The sequence below is a fragment of the Streptomyces bungoensis genome, assembly GCF_001514215.1.
In the GTDB taxonomy this organism is placed as follows: domain Bacteria; phylum Actinomycetota; class Actinomycetes; order Streptomycetales; family Streptomycetaceae; genus Streptomyces; species Streptomyces bungoensis.
Genome location: NZ_KQ948851.1, coordinates 349,626 through 365,270 on the forward strand (window position 1 = coordinate 349,626; position 15,645 = coordinate 365,270).

The 15,645-nt window shown below is 74.4% G+C and carries 13 protein-coding genes and 2 pseudogenes; 7 read left to right on the plus strand and 8 right to left on the minus strand.

The window, feature by feature from the left end:
• Nucleotides 1–33: 33 nt before the first annotated feature.
• Nucleotides 34–603 carry a dihydrofolate reductase family protein gene (locus AQJ66_RS01365; RefSeq protein ID WP_061915101.1) on the plus strand — a complete coding sequence of 190 codons (570 nt, stop codon included), beginning with the start codon at nt 34–36 and terminating at the stop codon, nt 601–603.
• Between the two features lie 49 nt (nt 604–652).
• Here the strand turns inward: AQJ66_RS01365 and mmuM are convergent, their stop codons facing one another.
• Nucleotides 653–1,573 (minus strand): homocysteine S-methyltransferase, encoded by a 921-nt coding sequence (gene mmuM, locus AQJ66_RS01370; protein ID WP_061915104.1) that lies wholly within the window; start codon nt 1,571–1,573, stop codon nt 653–655.
• Between the two features lie 264 nt (nt 1,574–1,837).
• Between mmuM and AQJ66_RS01375 the strand changes: the two genes are divergently transcribed.
• The 4 genes and pseudogenes from AQJ66_RS01375 to AQJ66_RS01385 all read left to right on the plus strand — a co-directional run bounded on the left by AQJ66_RS01375 (nt 1,838) and on the right by AQJ66_RS01385 (nt 4,651).
• The gene (locus tag AQJ66_RS01375; RefSeq protein WP_061915107.1) at nt 1,838–2,497 is read left to right on the plus strand and encodes a TMEM175 family protein; all 660 of its coding nucleotides are present in this window, start codon (nt 1,838–1,840) and stop codon (nt 2,495–2,497) included.
• A 191-nt stretch (nt 2,498–2,688) separates the two neighbouring features.
• Nucleotides 2,689–3,069: pseudogene (locus AQJ66_RS36805) on the plus strand (DUF2264 domain-containing protein); the annotation flags it as partial.
• A 354-nt stretch (nt 3,070–3,423) separates the two neighbouring features.
• Nucleotides 3,424–3,792, plus strand: a complete 369-nt coding sequence (locus AQJ66_RS36810) for a VOC family protein (protein ID WP_061916607.1) — start codon at nt 3,424–3,426, stop codon at nt 3,790–3,792.
• A gap of 49 nt (nt 3,793–3,841) precedes the next feature.
• On the plus strand, nt 3,842–4,651 hold the full coding sequence (locus AQJ66_RS01385; protein WP_061915110.1) for an isocitrate lyase/PEP mutase family protein: 810 nt from the start codon (nt 3,842–3,844) through the stop codon (nt 4,649–4,651).
• On the opposite strand, the gene AQJ66_RS01390 is transcribed toward AQJ66_RS01385, so the two are convergent.
• From AQJ66_RS01390 to AQJ66_RS01420, 7 genes and pseudogenes are all read right to left on the minus strand, one after another.
• On the minus strand, nt 4,585–5,304 hold the full coding sequence (locus AQJ66_RS01390) for an alpha/beta fold hydrolase (RefSeq protein WP_061915113.1): 720 nt from the start codon (nt 5,302–5,304) through the stop codon (nt 4,585–4,587). The genes AQJ66_RS01385 and AQJ66_RS01390 overlap by 67 nt on opposite strands.
• Complete coding sequence (locus tag AQJ66_RS01395; protein WP_061916610.1) at nt 5,301–5,891, minus strand: TetR/AcrR family transcriptional regulator; 591 nt, start codon at nt 5,889–5,891, stop codon at nt 5,301–5,303. The genes AQJ66_RS01390 and AQJ66_RS01395 overlap by 4 nt, the downstream gene beginning before the upstream one ends.
• Nucleotides 5,892–5,976: 85 nt before the next feature.
• Nucleotides 5,977–7,296 carry a jacalin-like lectin gene (locus AQJ66_RS01400; protein ID WP_061915116.1) on the minus strand — a complete coding sequence of 440 codons (1,320 nt, stop codon included), beginning with the start codon at nt 7,294–7,296 and terminating at the stop codon, nt 5,977–5,979.
• An 82-nt stretch (nt 7,297–7,378) separates the two neighbouring features.
• Nucleotides 7,379–10,276 carry a glycoside hydrolase family 2 TIM barrel-domain containing protein gene (locus tag AQJ66_RS01405; protein WP_061915119.1) on the minus strand — a complete coding sequence of 966 codons (2,898 nt, stop codon included), beginning with the start codon at nt 10,274–10,276 and terminating at the stop codon, nt 7,379–7,381.
• A 12-nt stretch (nt 10,277–10,288) separates the two neighbouring features.
• A pseudogene (locus AQJ66_RS36815) lies at nt 10,289–10,751 on the minus strand (carbohydrate ABC transporter permease); the annotation flags it as partial.
• Between the two features lie 228 nt (nt 10,752–10,979).
• Nucleotides 10,980–12,239 carry an ROK family transcriptional regulator gene (locus AQJ66_RS01415; protein ID WP_061915126.1) on the minus strand — a complete coding sequence of 420 codons (1,260 nt, stop codon included), beginning with the start codon at nt 12,237–12,239 and terminating at the stop codon, nt 10,980–10,982.
• 162 nt (nt 12,240–12,401) lie between these two features.
• The gene (locus AQJ66_RS01420; protein WP_061915128.1) at nt 12,402–13,655 is read right to left on the minus strand and encodes a D-arabinono-1,4-lactone oxidase; all 1,254 of its coding nucleotides are present in this window, start codon (nt 13,653–13,655) and stop codon (nt 12,402–12,404) included.
• A gap of 111 nt (nt 13,656–13,766) precedes the next feature.
• Between AQJ66_RS01420 and AQJ66_RS01425 the strand changes: the two genes are divergently transcribed.
• A complete protein-coding gene (locus AQJ66_RS01425) occupies nt 13,767–14,774 on the plus strand; it encodes a hydroxyacid dehydrogenase (RefSeq protein ID WP_061915131.1) in 1,008 nt (335 codons plus the stop codon).
• A gap of 169 nt (nt 14,775–14,943) precedes the next feature.
• Nucleotides 14,944–15,636 (plus strand): pyridoxamine 5'-phosphate oxidase family protein, encoded by a 693-nt coding sequence (locus tag AQJ66_RS01430; protein ID WP_061915134.1) that lies wholly within the window; start codon nt 14,944–14,946, stop codon nt 15,634–15,636.
• The last annotated feature ends 9 nt before the right edge of the window (nt 15,637–15,645 follow it).

A 15,645-nucleotide genomic window follows, 5' to 3' on the forward strand; every position in this document is an offset into this window, starting at 1 on the left:
CTGCACTCACAGTACATCAGGAAGAGAGACCGGATGCGCAAGCTCACCTACTACGTCGCCGCCACCCTCGACGGCTACATCGCCGCCCCGGACGGCAGCTACGACTTCCTCCCCTTCGAGGGGGAGGTCCGGGAGGCGATCCTCGCGGAGTACCCCGAGACGATGCCGGCCCATGTGCGCGGGCCGTTCGGCCTGACGGACACCCCCAACCGGCACTTCGACACCGTGATCATGGGGCGCGGCACCTACGAGCCGGCCCTGAAGGCGGGCATCACCAGCCCCTACCCCCACCTGGAGCAGTACGTCGTCTCCCGCACCCTGACCGCCGGCGACCCGGACGTGCGGATCGTCGCCGACGACCCGGTCGCGCTGGCGCGCGGCCTGAAGGAGCGTGACGGCATGGGCATCTGGCTGGCCGGCGGCGGCAAGCTGGCCGCCGCTCTCCGCTACGAGATCGACGAACTGGTCATCAAGCACAACCCGGTCGTCATCGGCGCCGGCATCCCGCTGTTCGACGGCCCGTTCGCTCCCACCGGCTTCCTGCCGACCGCCCGCCGCGCCTTCGACTCCGGCGTCACCGTCGTCACCTACGCGAGGAAATGAGGGGTCGAGGCCGTCCGGCGCTTCCGCGGCCGCCGCTCCCCCCACCCGCTCACAGCGCCCGCGCGATGGAGGCGATCCCCTCCGGCCCCACCCGGCAGCACCCGCCCACCAGCCGGGCCCCCGCGTCCCGCCAGCCCCTGACCTGCTCGGCGCCGAACGTGCTCCGCCCCCGCCACGCGCGTGCCCGCGCGTCCCACGTCTCCCCGCTGTTGGGGTAGACCACGACCGGCTTGCCGGTCACCCGCGCCGCGACCCGGGCGGCGTACTCCACGTCCCGCGGCGCACAGCAGTTCACCCCGACCGCGATGACCTCGTCCACGTCGGCGGCAAGCGCGAACGCCTCCTCCAGCGGCTGCCCGGCGCGGGTGTGCCGGCCGTCGACGGTGTACGACAGCCAGGCCGGCACCCCCAGCCCGCGCACCGCCCGCAGCAGCGCCGCCGCCTCCTCGGCGTCCGGCACCGTCTCCAGCGCCAGCACGTCCGGCGCGGCGGCGGCCAGCACCTCCATGCGCGGCCGGTGGAACCGCTCCAGTTCGTCCACGCCCAGCCCGTACCGGCCCCGGTACTCGGAGCCGTCCGCGAGCATCGCCCCGTACGGCCCGACCGACGCCGCCACCCACAGCGGACGCGCGGCCCCGGCCGCCCGCGCCCGCCGGGCCGCCTCGCGGGCCAGCTCCACGCTCAGGGCCAGCAGCCGGGCCGCCTCCGCGCGGCCGGTGCCGCGCCGGGCGAACCCCTCGAAGGTGGCCTGGTAGCTGGCGGTGATCGCCACGTCGGCGCCCGCCGTGAAGTAGGCGAGGTGCGCGTCGGTGACCGCCTCGGGCCGCTCGGCGAGCAACCGGGCCGACCACAGCTCGTCGCTCAGGTCGTACCCGGCCGACTCGAGCTGGTTGGACAGACCGCCGTCGAGTACGACCGTCCCGGCGGCGAGGGCCTCGGCGAGGCCGGGCGAGGTGGCGCTGCTGCTCATGCCACGACGCTAGCCCCTGCCGCGGGAAGGCCGCCGCCCGGCCCCGCTGCGTCCTCACGGTGGGGCGCCGCCCCGGCCCGTGCGGCCGGCCCCGGCCGAGGCGGCGGCGGTCCGACGACACGACGCCCCCGGCCGGCCCGGCGCCCGCTGGGCGCGGACAGGCGACTGGCAGTGCACCCACGGTCAAGCCACCCCGCGACGTCCCTCGTAGGGTTGCGGACGTACCGGCGCGTCCCCTCGCGAGCAAGCACGTCTGGAGCCACCGTGACCCGCACCCGTCTCCGCGGTTTCTCCCTCTCCGACACCACCCGCGCGGAGGCCTTCAGCGACGGCGTGCTGGCCATCGCCGTCACGCTGCTGGCCCTCGGACTCGCCGACCCGCCGCACCGGCCGGGCGGCCTCGGCCACGCGCTGCTGGCCCAGTGGCCCGCCTACCTCGGCTACCTGGCCTCCTTCGGATACGTGTCGGTCATCTGGCTCAACCACCACCAGGCCTTCGTGCGGATCCGCGTCATGGACCGCGGACTGCACGCCGCCAACCTGGTGCTGCTGTTCAGTACGGCGGCGCTCTCGTTCCCCACCTCGGTCGTCGCGGACGCGCTGCGGGCGGACCCCGCGGGTTCCGACGCACGGGTCGCCGTCGCCCTCTACGCCGGGCTCGCCGCGGTGATGTGCCTGAGCTGGGTGGCCTTCTACCACCAGCTGGCCCGCCGCCCCGGGCTGCTCACACCGGACGCGGAGAGCACCTACGTACGGCACGGACGCCTGCGCTCCTGGGCCGGAGCGCTCGCGTACGCAGCCGCCGGGCTGCTCGGCGTCCTCGTCTCGCCGCTGCTGGCGGTCGCCGTCTTCGTCCTGCTGCCCGTCTTCTACTTCGTCACCAGCGAAGGGCTCCCCGAGGGCCGGGCGGGGGCGGGGGCCTGACCGCGGCGGGAGTGAGCGGGAGGCCCGTTCCGTCCAGGTTCGAGCATGCGCCACCGCCTGCGCGGGACCGGTCCGCGACGAACTCCTCGCCCGGCGCCCGGTGCCCGGCGGCCCGGTCCGGGGATGAACACCCGGGGCGCCCCGAGGCAACCGGAGCGCCCCGGGCCCCGCGAGGAAGGAGAACGACCCCCGTGACCGAACCACCCGCCGAAGACCGCTCCTTGAGCCCGTACACCGGGTACACCCGCGCCCACTGGGAGGCCACCGCCGACGCCCTGCTCGCCGCCGTGGAGCCGTACGCCACCGCCGACCGGGCGCTGTACCACCTGCCCGGCGACCGGGTCAGCCACGCGGGCCGCCTCTCCGACGGCCTGGAGGGCTACGCCCGCACCCTCCTGGCGGCGGCCTTCCGCCGCGACGAGACCGTGCTCGGCCGCTACGCCGAGGGGCTCGCCGCCGGACCCCGAGGTGTCTGGCCCCGCATCACCGACCGGAGCCAGCCCCTGGTCGAGGCCGCCTCGATCGCGCTCGCCCTGCGGCTGACCCGGCCCCTGCTGTGGGACCGCCTCGACCAGGGCGGGGGTGAAGGTCACCGCGCACGGGTGAGGCGCGGGGGGCGGCGGGACGGCAGGAGGTGCCGCCGCCCTGGGCCGCTTCGCGCCGGGCGGTCAGGTTTCAGCCGCGTCTCCGACCCGGGCGTGCGGTACCGCGCCGCCATCCGAGCCGCGCCCGCCGGCCGCTGCCGCCGCCCGGCTGCTGGAGGACCACCACGAACGTATCCGTGGCGCGGGGGCCGAGGAGGGAACCGCGGCCCGGGACCCCGAGCCGCCCGTGGCGGTGAGGCGCCGGACGGTGGAGCGGATGGGCGCTCGGGCCGCCCCGTAACTCGCTTGCCCCGTCTCCGCGCAGGCCGCCAGAATCCGCGGATGACCTCCAGGATTCGCCATGTCACCGTCGACTGCGCCGACGCCCACGCCCTCGGCAGCTTCTGGTCCGCCGCCCTCGGGCTGCCGCTTCACGAGGACGATCGTCCCGGCGACCCGGAGGCGCTGATCGAGGGGGCCGGGCTGCTCTTCGTCACGGTGCCGGAGGCCAAGACCGTCAAGAACCGGGTGCACTTCGACCTCCAGCCCCAGGACCGCGGCCGTGACGAGGAGGTCGAGCGGCTGCTCGGACTCGGGGCGACGCTGGTCGACGACCGGCGCAGGGCCGACGGGACCGGGTGGGCGGTGCTCGCCGATCCGGAGGGCAACGAGTTCTGCGTGGAGCGGAGCGCGGCCGAGCGCGGGGAGTGAGCGCGTCGGTTCGGCGGGGGCCGAAGCGTTCGGCGGTCAGGATGGCCGTATGAGCGCAGAACCCGCCGTGCCGGACTTCGCCGGACTCCATCAGCGGCCCGGTGAGCCGTTGCTCCTGCCCAACGCCTGGGACCACGCGTCCGCCGCCCTCCTCGCGGGCCGCGGGTTTCCCGCGATCGGCACGACCAGTCTGGGGGTGGCCGCGGCCGCCGGGCTGGCCGACGGGGCCGGCGCGACCCGGGAGCAGACCCTGCGGCTGGCCCTCGCCCTCGGATCCGGGTCGTACCTGCTCTCCGTCGACGCCGAGGACGGGTTCAGTGACGATCCCGGTGAAGTGGCCGAGTTCGCACATCAGTTGTGGACCATGGGGGTCGTCGGGATCAACCTGGAGGACGGGCTCGGGTCCGCCGCCCGGCACGCCGCCAAGGTCGCCGCGGTCAAGGCGGCCGTGCCGGGGATGTTCGTCAACGCCCGCACGGACACGTACTGGTCGGGTGACGGGGACGAGACGGAGACCCTGCGGCGGCTCGACGCCTGTCAGGAGGCGGGCGCCGACGGGGTGTTCGTGCCGGGGCTGTCCGACCCGGGTCGGATCGCCGCCCTGGTCCGGCGCGTGGACGTTCCGCTCAACATCCTGTACGCACCGGCCGGACCCACCCCGGCCGAGCTGGCCGGCCTCGGCGTCCGCCGGGTCAGCCTCGGTTCGCTGCTCTACCGGCGGGCGCTCGGCGCGGCGCTGGACGCGGTGGACGAGCTGGTGGCGGGGCGGGTGCCGGGCGGTACGGCGCCTTCCTACGCCGAGGTGTGCGAGCTGCGGCGGAACGTCTCGGTGAGCACCTCGGCGAACTCCACCGGGTGATCCAGGGCGCCGAGGTGGCCGCCCGGGAACTCGGCGAAGGCGCCGCCCAGGCGGCCGGCGAGGAACATCGCCGTCTCGTGCAGGAGCCCGCCCCGGGAGGCCGAGCCCGCGGCCACCGTGAGGCGGTCCGGGTGGGCGAGGGCGGGCGGGGGCGCCCAGGCGGTGAACGGGCGCAGGACCCGGGCCAGGAAGACGCCCATCGGGGTCGCCGACTCACCTACGGCGGGCGGCCGGTGCGGCCCGTCGAGGCCGGCGATCAGCTCGTCGCGGCGGCGCGCACCGTCCGGCAGCGGCGTCACGCACGGTGGCTCGTGGGCGACCACGTGCGCGAGCCGTTCGGGGTGCCGGGCCAGCAGGTCGAGCACCGCGATCCCGCCGGAGCTGGTGCCGAGGACGTGGGCCCGTTCGCCCGGCGGCAGGACCGCCCGCAGTACCCGGTGGGCGCGCTCGCTCCAGTCGGCCGGGTGCTGGTCCGGGACCGGGAGGCCCAGGCGGCCGTGGGCGAGGCCCAGGGGGTCGCAGGTCACCACGGTGAAGCGCCGGGCGAGGTGCGTGGTCAAGGGCTCCAGGCCCATCGGGTGGCCGGCGCCGCCCGGCAGGACCAGGAGGACGGGGCCCGTGCCCGTCACGTCGTGGTGTGCGGGCCCGGTCATCGTTCTCCGGCCTCTTCCGCTTCTCGGGGCCAGTGGGTGAGGGTCACGTGCAGGGCCTCCACCGCCTTGTCCCAGGAGGCCCGCACGTCCCGCGCCGCGCCGAAGCCGCCGGCCGACTCCAGGGCGCAGTAGCCGTGGAAGGTGCTGCGCAGCAGGCGCACCGCGTCCGTGAGGTCGGGCTCGGCCAGGCCGTAGGCGCGGAGCATGCCGTAGGTGACGTCGGCCGTGCGGCGCAGGGCGGGGGTGCCGGCGATCAGGGACTGGTCGATGCGGATCTGGGTGGCCGCGTACCGGCCGGGGTGGCGCAGGGCGTAGGCCCGGTAGGCGCCCGCGAACGCGGCCAGGGCGTCCCTGCCCGTCCGGCCGGCCACGGCCGCCGCGATCCGGTCGGTCAGTTCCCCGCCCGCGTGCAGGGCGAGCCGGGTGCGCAGATCGCCCAGTCCGCGGACGTGCGAGTACAGACTCGCGTCCTTCACGCCGAAGTGCCGGGCCAGCGCGGACATGCTGAGGTGGTCGAACCCGGCCTCGTCGGCGAGTTCCGCCGCGGCGGCGACGATCCGGTCGGCGGTCAGCCCTGCTCGGGGCATCATCGCCCTCCCTCTCGCGGGCCCGGCCAGGGGTCCCGGTGCGCGGCGAACCTAGGACCCCTAGGATACGGCGAACCTAGGGCTCCTAGGGAGTGATCGGCGCGTACAGCACGCCCAGCTTGTCGATCTCGTCGCCGGAGCGGCCGGTGAAGCCGGCGATCTGCCAGCCGGACGGGGCGGTGAAGGTGGTGGTGTCCGCGGTGGCCGAGCCGGTGGTCAGGGTGCGGCCGCGGTCGGTGCCGAAGGAGGCCGAGAAGATCCGCGTGTGTCCGTCCTTCTGGCCCTCCGTCAGTTTCACGGAGGTCAGGTGCTCGCCGCCGGCCAGGGTGAGGGACGTGGCGGTGCCGCCCGTGCCGCCGTGCGTGAGGACCGTGCCGTCGCCGTGGGTGAGGGACAGCCCGTCCAGCCGGGCGCCGCCGCGCAGGGTCAGGGTTCGCGGGGCGGGTGAGGCCGGGAGGTCGTCGGCGTCGGTGAAGGCCGTGCCGTGCGGACCGCCGAAGAAGTCGCTCGCGCGGAGCTTGGGGCTGACCGTGTAGGTGAAGTCGACGGTGTGCGGGAAGTGGTCGGAGAGGTTCTGGCCGGCGGGGTCCAGGAATCTGGCCCACTCGTCGTTGTAGCGGGTCGCGGTCAGGGAGACCAGAGGGCTGCCGCGGTAGAGGACCTTGTCCACCACCTCGCAGTCGTTCGGCGGCGCCGACTCCGGGCACATCAGTGGGTCCGCGCCCTGCGCCGGCGGCGTACCGCCCTTGACCAGGCGTACCCAGGCGTCGGTCAGCCCGTTGCCGTCGACGAGGGTGCGGATGTTGTCGCCGGTGCGCGTGTAGCGGGTGTTGGTGTCGCCCATGACGATCACCGCGTTGCCCGCCGAGTTGGCCTGGATGAACGCCGACAGCTGGGCGATGTTGGCCCGGCGGGCGGCCAGCGCGTCGGCGGTGTCGTCGGCGTTCGGGTGCGCGTTGTACAGGTCCACGTACACCCCCTCGGCGAGGCGCACCCGGGCCAGCGTGAAGCCCTTCGGGGTGAGGCAGTTGGTGCCGGTGCAGTCGTTCCACTTGACGCGCTCGAAGTCGTCGAGGGGGTACGTCGAGAGGGTGTTGAGGCCGTCGCCGATTCCGGCGCCGCCGCTGGTGGCGGTGCGGTAGGGGTGGTCGTCGCCCGCGTACAGGGCCGCGTGGTAGTTGAAGTCCTCCTGGACGTTGACGATGTCGTACCCCGACAGACGGGGCGAGATGAGGGGGGTGTCGGCCGCCGGGTGGCTCGAGCTGAGGCCTTCCGGCAGGCCGGCCACGTTGTACGTCAGGACGCTGAAGCTGCCCGAGTCCGCTGCCTCGGCGGTACCGGCGGACGCGCTCAGCCCGGCGAGGGTGAGCGTGCCCGCCGCGACGGCGGTGACCAGCCGGCGCACGGGTGTCATGTTCCTCAGGGGTCTCATGAGCCCCATGGTCGGGTCAACAGGCTTGTTTTAAAAGGGTAGTTGAGAAAACTGTTCACCTTTCGCTCGCGGGTGACGGCCAGCCGGCCTGGGAGAACACGAAGGAGAACGCGGCCGGTTCTGCCCGCAGGTGGTACCGCGGCAGCGGGCCCGGGCCGCAGGACTGCGAGCCGAGGCCGTGCTGGCGGTGGTCGAGGTTCACCCACACCGCCCCGCCCGGGGCGAGGTCGGTGCGGTGGGCGGCCGCGTCCAGGTGCTCGGTGGTCCAGCGGCGGGCGGTGAGGAAGAACTCCGGGTCGCCCTCGATGCGCAGGCCGCCGAGCTCCGCCCAGCGGACGTCGGCCCGGGCGCCGTTCTCCTGCGGACGGACGTAGGGGGTCTGCAGCTCGTCGACCGTCGACTGCCAGCGGCCGATCAGGGACGCCGTCCTGCTGTCCGGGTAGGCCTCACCCGGGCCGCCGCCGTACCACTGCACCCGGTCGGCCGCGGGCAGCGCGAACCGGATGCCGAGGCGGGGCAGCGGCACCGTCCAGTCGCCCTCCGGCCGTACGGACACGGCCAGCCGGAGCCGCTCGCCGTCCGACGTCCAGCGGTACACGGTGGACAGCCCGATCTCGCAGGCCGCCGGGGCGACCCGGGTGCGCACGGTCAGCGCGTCCTCGCCCGGCTCGACCGCGTCCAGCCGGTGCCGCATCCGGTGCAGGCCGAGTCTGCGCCACAGCGGGCCGTAGCGGGTGTCGGTCTGCCAGGCGGCGCCGTCGTCGTTGTCGGTGGTGGCCCGCCACACGTCCAGGCGCAGCCCGTCGACGGCCACCGGACCGACCGCGCGCAGCGCGCCGGTGCGGGTGTCGAAGGAGGCGGGGCCGAGGGTGATCAGGCCGTCGCCGGGCACCGGGCGGGCGGTCGACGCGACCGACGGCGCCCGGCGCGGGGACACCGCGAACTGGCCCCAGGCGACGACGTGGCCCCGCGGCGCCCAGGGGGCGTCGGCGGCGAGCTCGGCCCGTACGGTCCAGTGGGCCTCGCCGGCCGCGGTGGCGACGGGCGGCTCGGGCAGCTTGACCTCGGCCGACTCGCCGGGTGCCAGCGCGGGCACCGTCAGCGCGCCCGACTCCACCGGCTCGCCGTTCACCTCGTACGACCAGGTGAACGCCAGCGCCGACAGGTCGGCGAAGTCGTACTTGTTGGTGACGCGGACGCTGCCGCCCGTGCCGTCGCCCTCGACGGCGACCGGCTCGATCACCTTCTTGTACTCGACCAGGCCGGGGGAGGGCCGGCGGTCGGGGAACAGCAGCCCGTCGCAGACGAAGTTGCCGTCGTGCAGCTCCTCGCCGAAGTCGCCGCCGTAGGCGTAGCCGAACCGCTGGTCCTCGATGCCGTGGTCGATCCACTCCCAGACGAAGGCGCCCTGGAGCCGGTCGTACGTCTCGAACAGCCTCTGGTAGTCGGCCAGTCCGCCGGGGCCGTTGCCCATGGCGTGCGCGTACTCGCACAGGATGAAGGGCAGCCGGCGGCGCTTGAGGTTGCCGCCGTCCAGGCCCCGGCCGATCCGCTCCACCTCCGCGTGGCCGGCGTACATCCGCGAGTACACGTCCGTGTCACGGCAGTCGGGGTCGCCCTCGTAGTGCACCAGCCGCGAGGAGTCCCGGCCGCGGATCCACTCGGCCATCGCGGTCAGGCCCCGGCCGGTGCCGGCCTCGTTGCCGAGGGACCACATGACGACCGAGGGGTGGTTCTTGTCCCGCTCGACCATGCGGGCGGCCCGGTCGAGCAGCGCCGGGGTCCAGCGGTCGTCGTCGACGGGGTTGTCCCGCCAGGCCTGCTCGGTGAAGCCGTGGGTCTCCAGGTCGCACTCGTCGATCACCCACAGGCCGAGCTCGTCGCACAGGTCCAGGAAGGCCGGGTGCGGCGGGTAGTGGGAGGTGCGCACGGCGTTGACGTTGTGCCGCTTCATCAGCAGCACGTCCTCGCGCATGGTGGCGGGGTCCAGGGCCCGGCCGTGCCGGGGGTGCCACTCGTGCCGGTTGACGCCCTTGAACAGCACCGCCCGGCCGTTGACCTTGATCAGGCCGTCCGACAGCTCCACCGTGCGGAAGCCCACGCGCAGCGGGATCCGCTCCCCCTCGGTGGCCAGCACGCCGTCGTACAGCCTCGGCACCTCCGCCGACCACGGTTCGACGGGCACCGTCACCGGCTCGCCCGTCGCGGTGTCGATGCCGAGCTCCGGCACGGTCACCCGGCCGGCCACGTCGGAGTCGACGCGCAGGGTGCCCTCGCCGCTGACGTGGTCGTAGGCGGCGAGCACGAAGAAGTCCAGGGCGCTGCCCGCCGGCCGGTGCAGCAGGGTGACGTCCCGGAAGATGCCCGGCAGCCACCACTGGTCCTGGTCCTCCAGGTACGAGCCCGACGACCACTGGTGGACCCGGACCGCGAGGACGTTGCCGGCCGGCTTCAGCAGATGCCCGACCGCGAACTCGTGCGGCAGGCGGGAGCCCTTGAACGTGCCGAGCTCGGTGCCGTTCAGCCACACCCGCGCGCACGACTCCACCCCGTCGAAGCGGAGCACCGCCCCGCCCTCGGCGAGGTCCGGCCAGTCCGCGGGCAGGTCGAAGACGCGCAGGTGGTCACCGGTCGGGTTCTCGGTCGGCACCCGGGGCGGGTCGACCGGGAACGGGTAGAGGTGGTTGGTGTACGCGGGGGAGCCGTGCCCCTGGAGGACCCAGTGGCCGGGGACCGGGACCTCCGCCCAGTCACCGGCGTCGTACCCCTGCGCCGCGAAGGAGTCGTCCTCGGCGTCGGCCGTCCCGGACACCCTCAGGCGCCAGCTGCCGTTCAGCGAGAGGGACCTTGCGTCGGAGGACGCGTACCAGGCGCGGGGCGGCAGGGCGCCGTCGCCCGGCGCGACGTCCTCTACGTAGTCGGTGCGGGTGCGGGTGCGGGTGCGGAAAGTCATCGGTCTCCTAGCTCAGCCCGTGATGCCGGTCTGTGCGATCCCCTGGACCAGCCGGCGCTGGAGGAAGAGGAGGACGAACAGCAGGGGCGGGATCGAGATGGCGGTCGCCATGAAGATCAGGTGGTGGTTGACGGTCTGGTTGGTCATGTACGACGACAGGGCGACCTGGACCGTCCAGGCGCTCGGGTCCTGGCCGATCACCAGCGGCCACAGGAATCAGTTCCCTCGGGAACCCGAGGAAGTACTGCCGGAAGAGGAAGCAGGTGAAACCGCTGAACAGGCCCGGGACGATCAGGCCCCGGTAACTGTCCACCCAGCCCCGCGACGACACGAGGACGAAGCCGGGCACGAAGGTGACGGCCGTGGGGACCATCAGGGTCACCAGGACGCCGTAGAAGACCTTGCCGGCGGGCCGGTACGGGATGCGCGCCAGGCCGTAGCCGGCGAGGGAGCACACGAACAGCGTGCCCGCGGTCCCGGTTGCTGCTCGAGTCCGACATGCGACGTCCTTGTCCGATCGGGTACGGCTGCGGGGCCACGCCGGCGAACCGGACGGCTCGAACTGCCGTGTGGTGCCGGGACGTCAGCCTTCGGTCAATGCTTCGGCAAGAGGTTGGACGAAGTGCGCGGAAAGCGTGGTCCGTCGTCCGGCATCCCGAACGCGACCAAGCGGCACAGGAGTTGAGGGCCGCCGGGGCCGGCGTCACGAAGACGGTGCCCGGCTCCTCGTGAGGACGGCGCGCCTGGCGGGTGCGGGGGTGGCGGCGGCCTTGCGGGGGGCGCTCTGCAGGGCGCCTTCGAGCGCGAACGTGGCCGCGCCCAGGGACACCGGGTCGGTGGGGATGGGGGAGAGGACGATCCCGGTCGCGGCCAGGGGCCGGCGCAGCGCGTGCCGGGCGACGGCCGCGCGCACCTCCTCCAGCAGCGGTTCGCCGAGCCGGGCCGCCACCCAGCTGCTGAGCACGACCACCTCGGGGTTGAGCAGGTTGATCAGGTCGGAGATCCCGGCCCCCAGGTAACGGGCGGTGTCCCGGACGACCTCGAGCGCCACCGGGTCGCCCGCGGCGGCCGCGCGGGCCAGGGCGTCGATGGTGGCCGTCTGGTCCTCGGGGTGCAGCAGCGGGGACCGCGGGCTCAGTTCCCGCAGGTTCCGCATGATGCCGGGCGCGCCGACGTAGGTCTCCACGCAGCCGTGGTTGCCGCAGTGGCACAGCCGGCCGTCCAGCACCAGCGTGGTGTGGCCCCACTCGCCGGCGCTGTTGCTCACGCCCCGGTGCAGCCCGCCGCCGAGCGCGAGACCCGCGCCGACACCCGTGCCGAGGTTCACCACCACGGCGTCCCCGCGGCCGCGCGCGGCCCCGAACCACAGCTCGGCGACCGTGCAGGCGCGCAGCGGGTTGTCCAGGTGCAGGGGGTAGGCGATGTGCTCGGACAGCAGGTCGAGCAGCGGCACGTCGTGCCAGTCCCAGTTGGGCGCGTACTCGGCGACCCCGGTGTCCCGGTCCACCTGCCCCGGCACGCTCACCCCGACGCCGAGCACCCGGGCCGCCTCGACCCCGGCCTGGGCGACCACCGAGCCGACGGCGGCGGCGACATGGCCGACGACCTGCTCGGGGCGGCTCTCCCCGGGGCGCATGTCCTCGTCGGCGCGGGCGAGCACGTTCAGCGCCAGGTCGAACAGCTCGACGTGGACGTACGTCTCCGCGATGTCGACGCCGATCAGCGCGCCCCCGGACGCGTTGACGGCGACCAGGCCGCGGGGGCGGCCGCCCGCGGAGTCCTCGAAGCCGACCTCCGTGATCATGCGCAGGTCCAGCAGCTCGCCGACGAGCGTGGCGACGGTGGCCAGGCTCAGCCCGGTGGCGGCCGCCAGCTCCTGCCGGGAGGTGGGAGACTCGGCGATGATCTGGCGCAGCACCTCGTAGCGGTTCGCCGTACGGATGTCACGCGATGTGCGCTTCACGGAGCTGCCCCTCCCGACCCCTCACCCCAGGCCGGGCGGGAACGGCACCGGCGCGGCCTCAGGCTATGCACCGGGACGGACTTTCGACAAGGGCTTAGGAAAGGGGCTGGAGGAAGTCGCTCCCGGTGGGGTGCGCCGGCAGCGGGCCCCCGGCCCCGCGCCTCAGCCTCCCAGCACCTCCGCCACGAAGGCGTTGCCGAACTTGCCGTCCGGGTCCAGGGACCGGGCCAGTGCCCGGAAGTCTGCCAGGCGCGGGTACCGGTCGCGGACCGTCGCCGGCGGCATGGTGAAGACCTTGCCCCAGTGCGGCCGCGGGTCGAAGGCCGCCAGGGCCTCCTCCACCCGGCGGACCACCGGCAGCACGGCCGCCGTGTCCTCGACCCAGGTGAAGTGCAGCGCCACCGAGTCCCGGCCGTGGGCGGGGCTCAGCCACTGCGGGTCGGCGGCGACCGTGCGCACCTCGCAGGTCTGCAGCACCCCGGCGACCGCCGACCGGACGCCGTCGAGCGCGTGCAGCGCCTCCGGTGCGGCCCGCCGCGGCAGCAGGTACTCCGACTGCAGCTCCGCCCCGCTGCTCGGCGTGAACTCCGCCCGGAAGTGCGGCAGCCGCTCGTGCCAGGGCCCCGGCACGCCGAACTGCTCGGTGCAGTTCACCGCGGGCATGCCCGGCACCGGGTGCAGCGCCTCGGTCGCGGCCGGGGCCCACGGGAAGTCCACCGGAGCCTGGTCGGTGCGCCGCTTGACCCACACCTGCCGGAAACCCGGCTGCCGCCAGTCGGTGAACAGGCTCACGCTGTACGCCGACGCGGCCACCGCCTCGTAGTCCAGCCCGGCCAGCGGCAGTTCGGTGAACACGTGCTGCTCGACCTCGTACGCCGGCTCCAGGTCCAGGGTGAGCGCCGTGACCACGCCGAGCGCGCCGAGCGACGTCACCGCCCCGTCGAAGCGGGCGTCGCCGCGGGCGATCGTCACCGCCGAGCCGTCCGCCGTGACCAGCTCCACCTCCCGCACCGCCGCCGCGAGCGGCCCGTTGCCGACGCCCGAGCCGTGGGTGCCGGTCGCCACCGAACCGGCCACCGAGATGTGCGGCAGCGACGCCATGTTCGCCAGCGCCAGGCCGCGTGCGTGCACCGCGCGGGCCAGCTCCGCGTACCGGACACCGCCCGACACCCGGACCGTACGGGCCGCCGAGTCCACGTCGGTCGCGGCAGGCAGGGCGGCCAGGGACAGCAGCACGCCGTCGCCGCCCGGGTCGGCGATCCGGTTGAAGGAGTGCCCGCTGCCCAGCACCCGCACCCGCGCGCTGCCGGCCACCAGGGCCCGGAGCGCGTCGAGGGTCTCCGGACGGTGGAACTCCCTGGGCGTGTACGTGATGTTCCGCGCCCAGTTGGTGACGCCGTGTGCCGCCTGTGTCATCTGTCGTGCCCCTCCGCGGGTGCGTGTGCCTTCGTTGACCCTCTCATTTCGCGCCCCCTACCGTAGAGACCGGTTGCTACCAGCACGTCTCCGAGCCGGAAGGCCACTTCCTTGCCCGAGCGTCCGCAGGCGCTGTTCGCCATGACAGCCCAGAACGTGCCGCACGTCTTCCCGCCCGAACTGCTCGCCCGGTTACGCGAGCACGTGGACGTCGATCCCACCCTGGTCGCGCACGTCTTCGCCGATCCCCGGGTCCGGGAGACCCTGGCCCGCACCGAGGTGCTGATCACCGGCTGGGGCTGCCCCCGCCTGGACGCGGCCGCCCTGGACGCGGCCCCTCAGCTGCGGGCGGTGCTGCACGCGGCCGGCTCGGTCAAGGGCTTCACCACCCCCGAGGTGTGGCGGCGCGGCATCGCCGTCTCCTCGGCCGCCGCCGCCAACGCGCTGCCGGTCGCCGAGTACACGCTCGCCATGATCCTGCTCGCCGGGAAGGACGTCTTCGGCTTCCGCGACCAGCTGCGCACCCGCCGCACCTTCCCCTACGGCGGCATCCTCCCCGGCATCGGCAACCACGGCCGCCGCGTCGGCCTCGTCGGCGCCTCCCGCGTCGGGCGCCGCCTCGTCGACCTGCTGCGCCCCCACGACCTGCGGGTCGCCCTCGCCGACCCGTACGTGGACGAGGCCGAGGCCGCCCGGCTCGGGGTGTCCCTGCTGCCGCTGGACGACCTGCTGCGCACCTCGGACATCGTCAGCCTGCACGCGCCGCAGACCCCCGAGACCCGGCACCTGGTCGACGCCCGCCGGCTCGCCCTGATGCCGAGCGGATCGGTGCTGATCAACACCGCGCGCGGGTCCCTGGTCGACCACGACGCTCTGATCGCGGAGCTGCGCACCGGCCGGCTCAGCGCCGTGCTCGACGTCACCGACCCCGAGCCGCTGCCGGCCGACTCCCCGCTGTACGCCCTGCCGGGCGCCTTCGTCACCCCGCACCTGGCCGGGTCGCAGGGCAACGAGGTGGCCCGGCTCGGGCGGACCGTGGTGGAGGAGGCGGAGCGCCTGTCGGCGGGCGGCGACCTTCTGCACACCGTCGACCAGGCGGAGCTCGAACGGTCCGCGTGACGCCCCCGGGCCGGCACCTCGACCGCGCGGGACACGGCCGCGTGCGCCCGGGGTGGCGGCATCCGAGCCTCCTGTGTCGCGCTGCGGATTTCGTTGTCCACCGGGTTGACATCGCCTGTGATCGTCAATTCTGTGGTCCATGTGTCGCGATATCGGTAGCGTGCTCGGCATGGCTCCGAGACGCCCGCTCCTGCCCGTGACCGACCGCACCCGCCACCGCCGGCTGCGCGAGCAGGGCAGCCTGGAACGGGCCGACCTGGAGGCGATCCTCGACGCGGGGTTCGTCTGCCACCTCGGGGTGGTGGTCGAGGGGCGCCCGCTGGTGGTGCCCACGGTGTACGGGCGGGACGGGCGCCAGTTGTACCTGCACGGCTCCGTGGCCAGCCGCAGCCTGGCGGGCGGTGCCCCGGTGTGCGTCACGGTCACCCACGTGGACGGCCTGGTCCTCGCCCGGTCCGTCTTCGAGCACGGCGTCAACTACCGCAGCGCCGTGGTCCACGGCGAGGCCCGCAAGGTCACCGACCCCGACGAGAAGCTGGCGGGTCTGCGCGTCCTCACCGAGCACGCGGCCCCGGGCCAGTGGTCGTACGCGCGCGGCCCGAACCGCCGGGAACTCGCCGCCACGACCGTCCTCGCCCTCTCCCTGGAAGAGGCCTCCGTCAAGATCCGCACCGGTCCCCCGGACGACGGCGACGGACCGGACGCGGCCGCGGGGCGGTGGGCCGGCGTCCTGCCGCTGACCGCGGTCTGGGGCACCCCCGTTCCCGACCCGCTGCTGCCGCCGGACACCGCCGTGCCGGGACACGTCGCGCGCCGGGAGGGGACCCGCCCGGGCAGCCGTACAGGCGGGGGCATACCGTGAGGAGTCGAA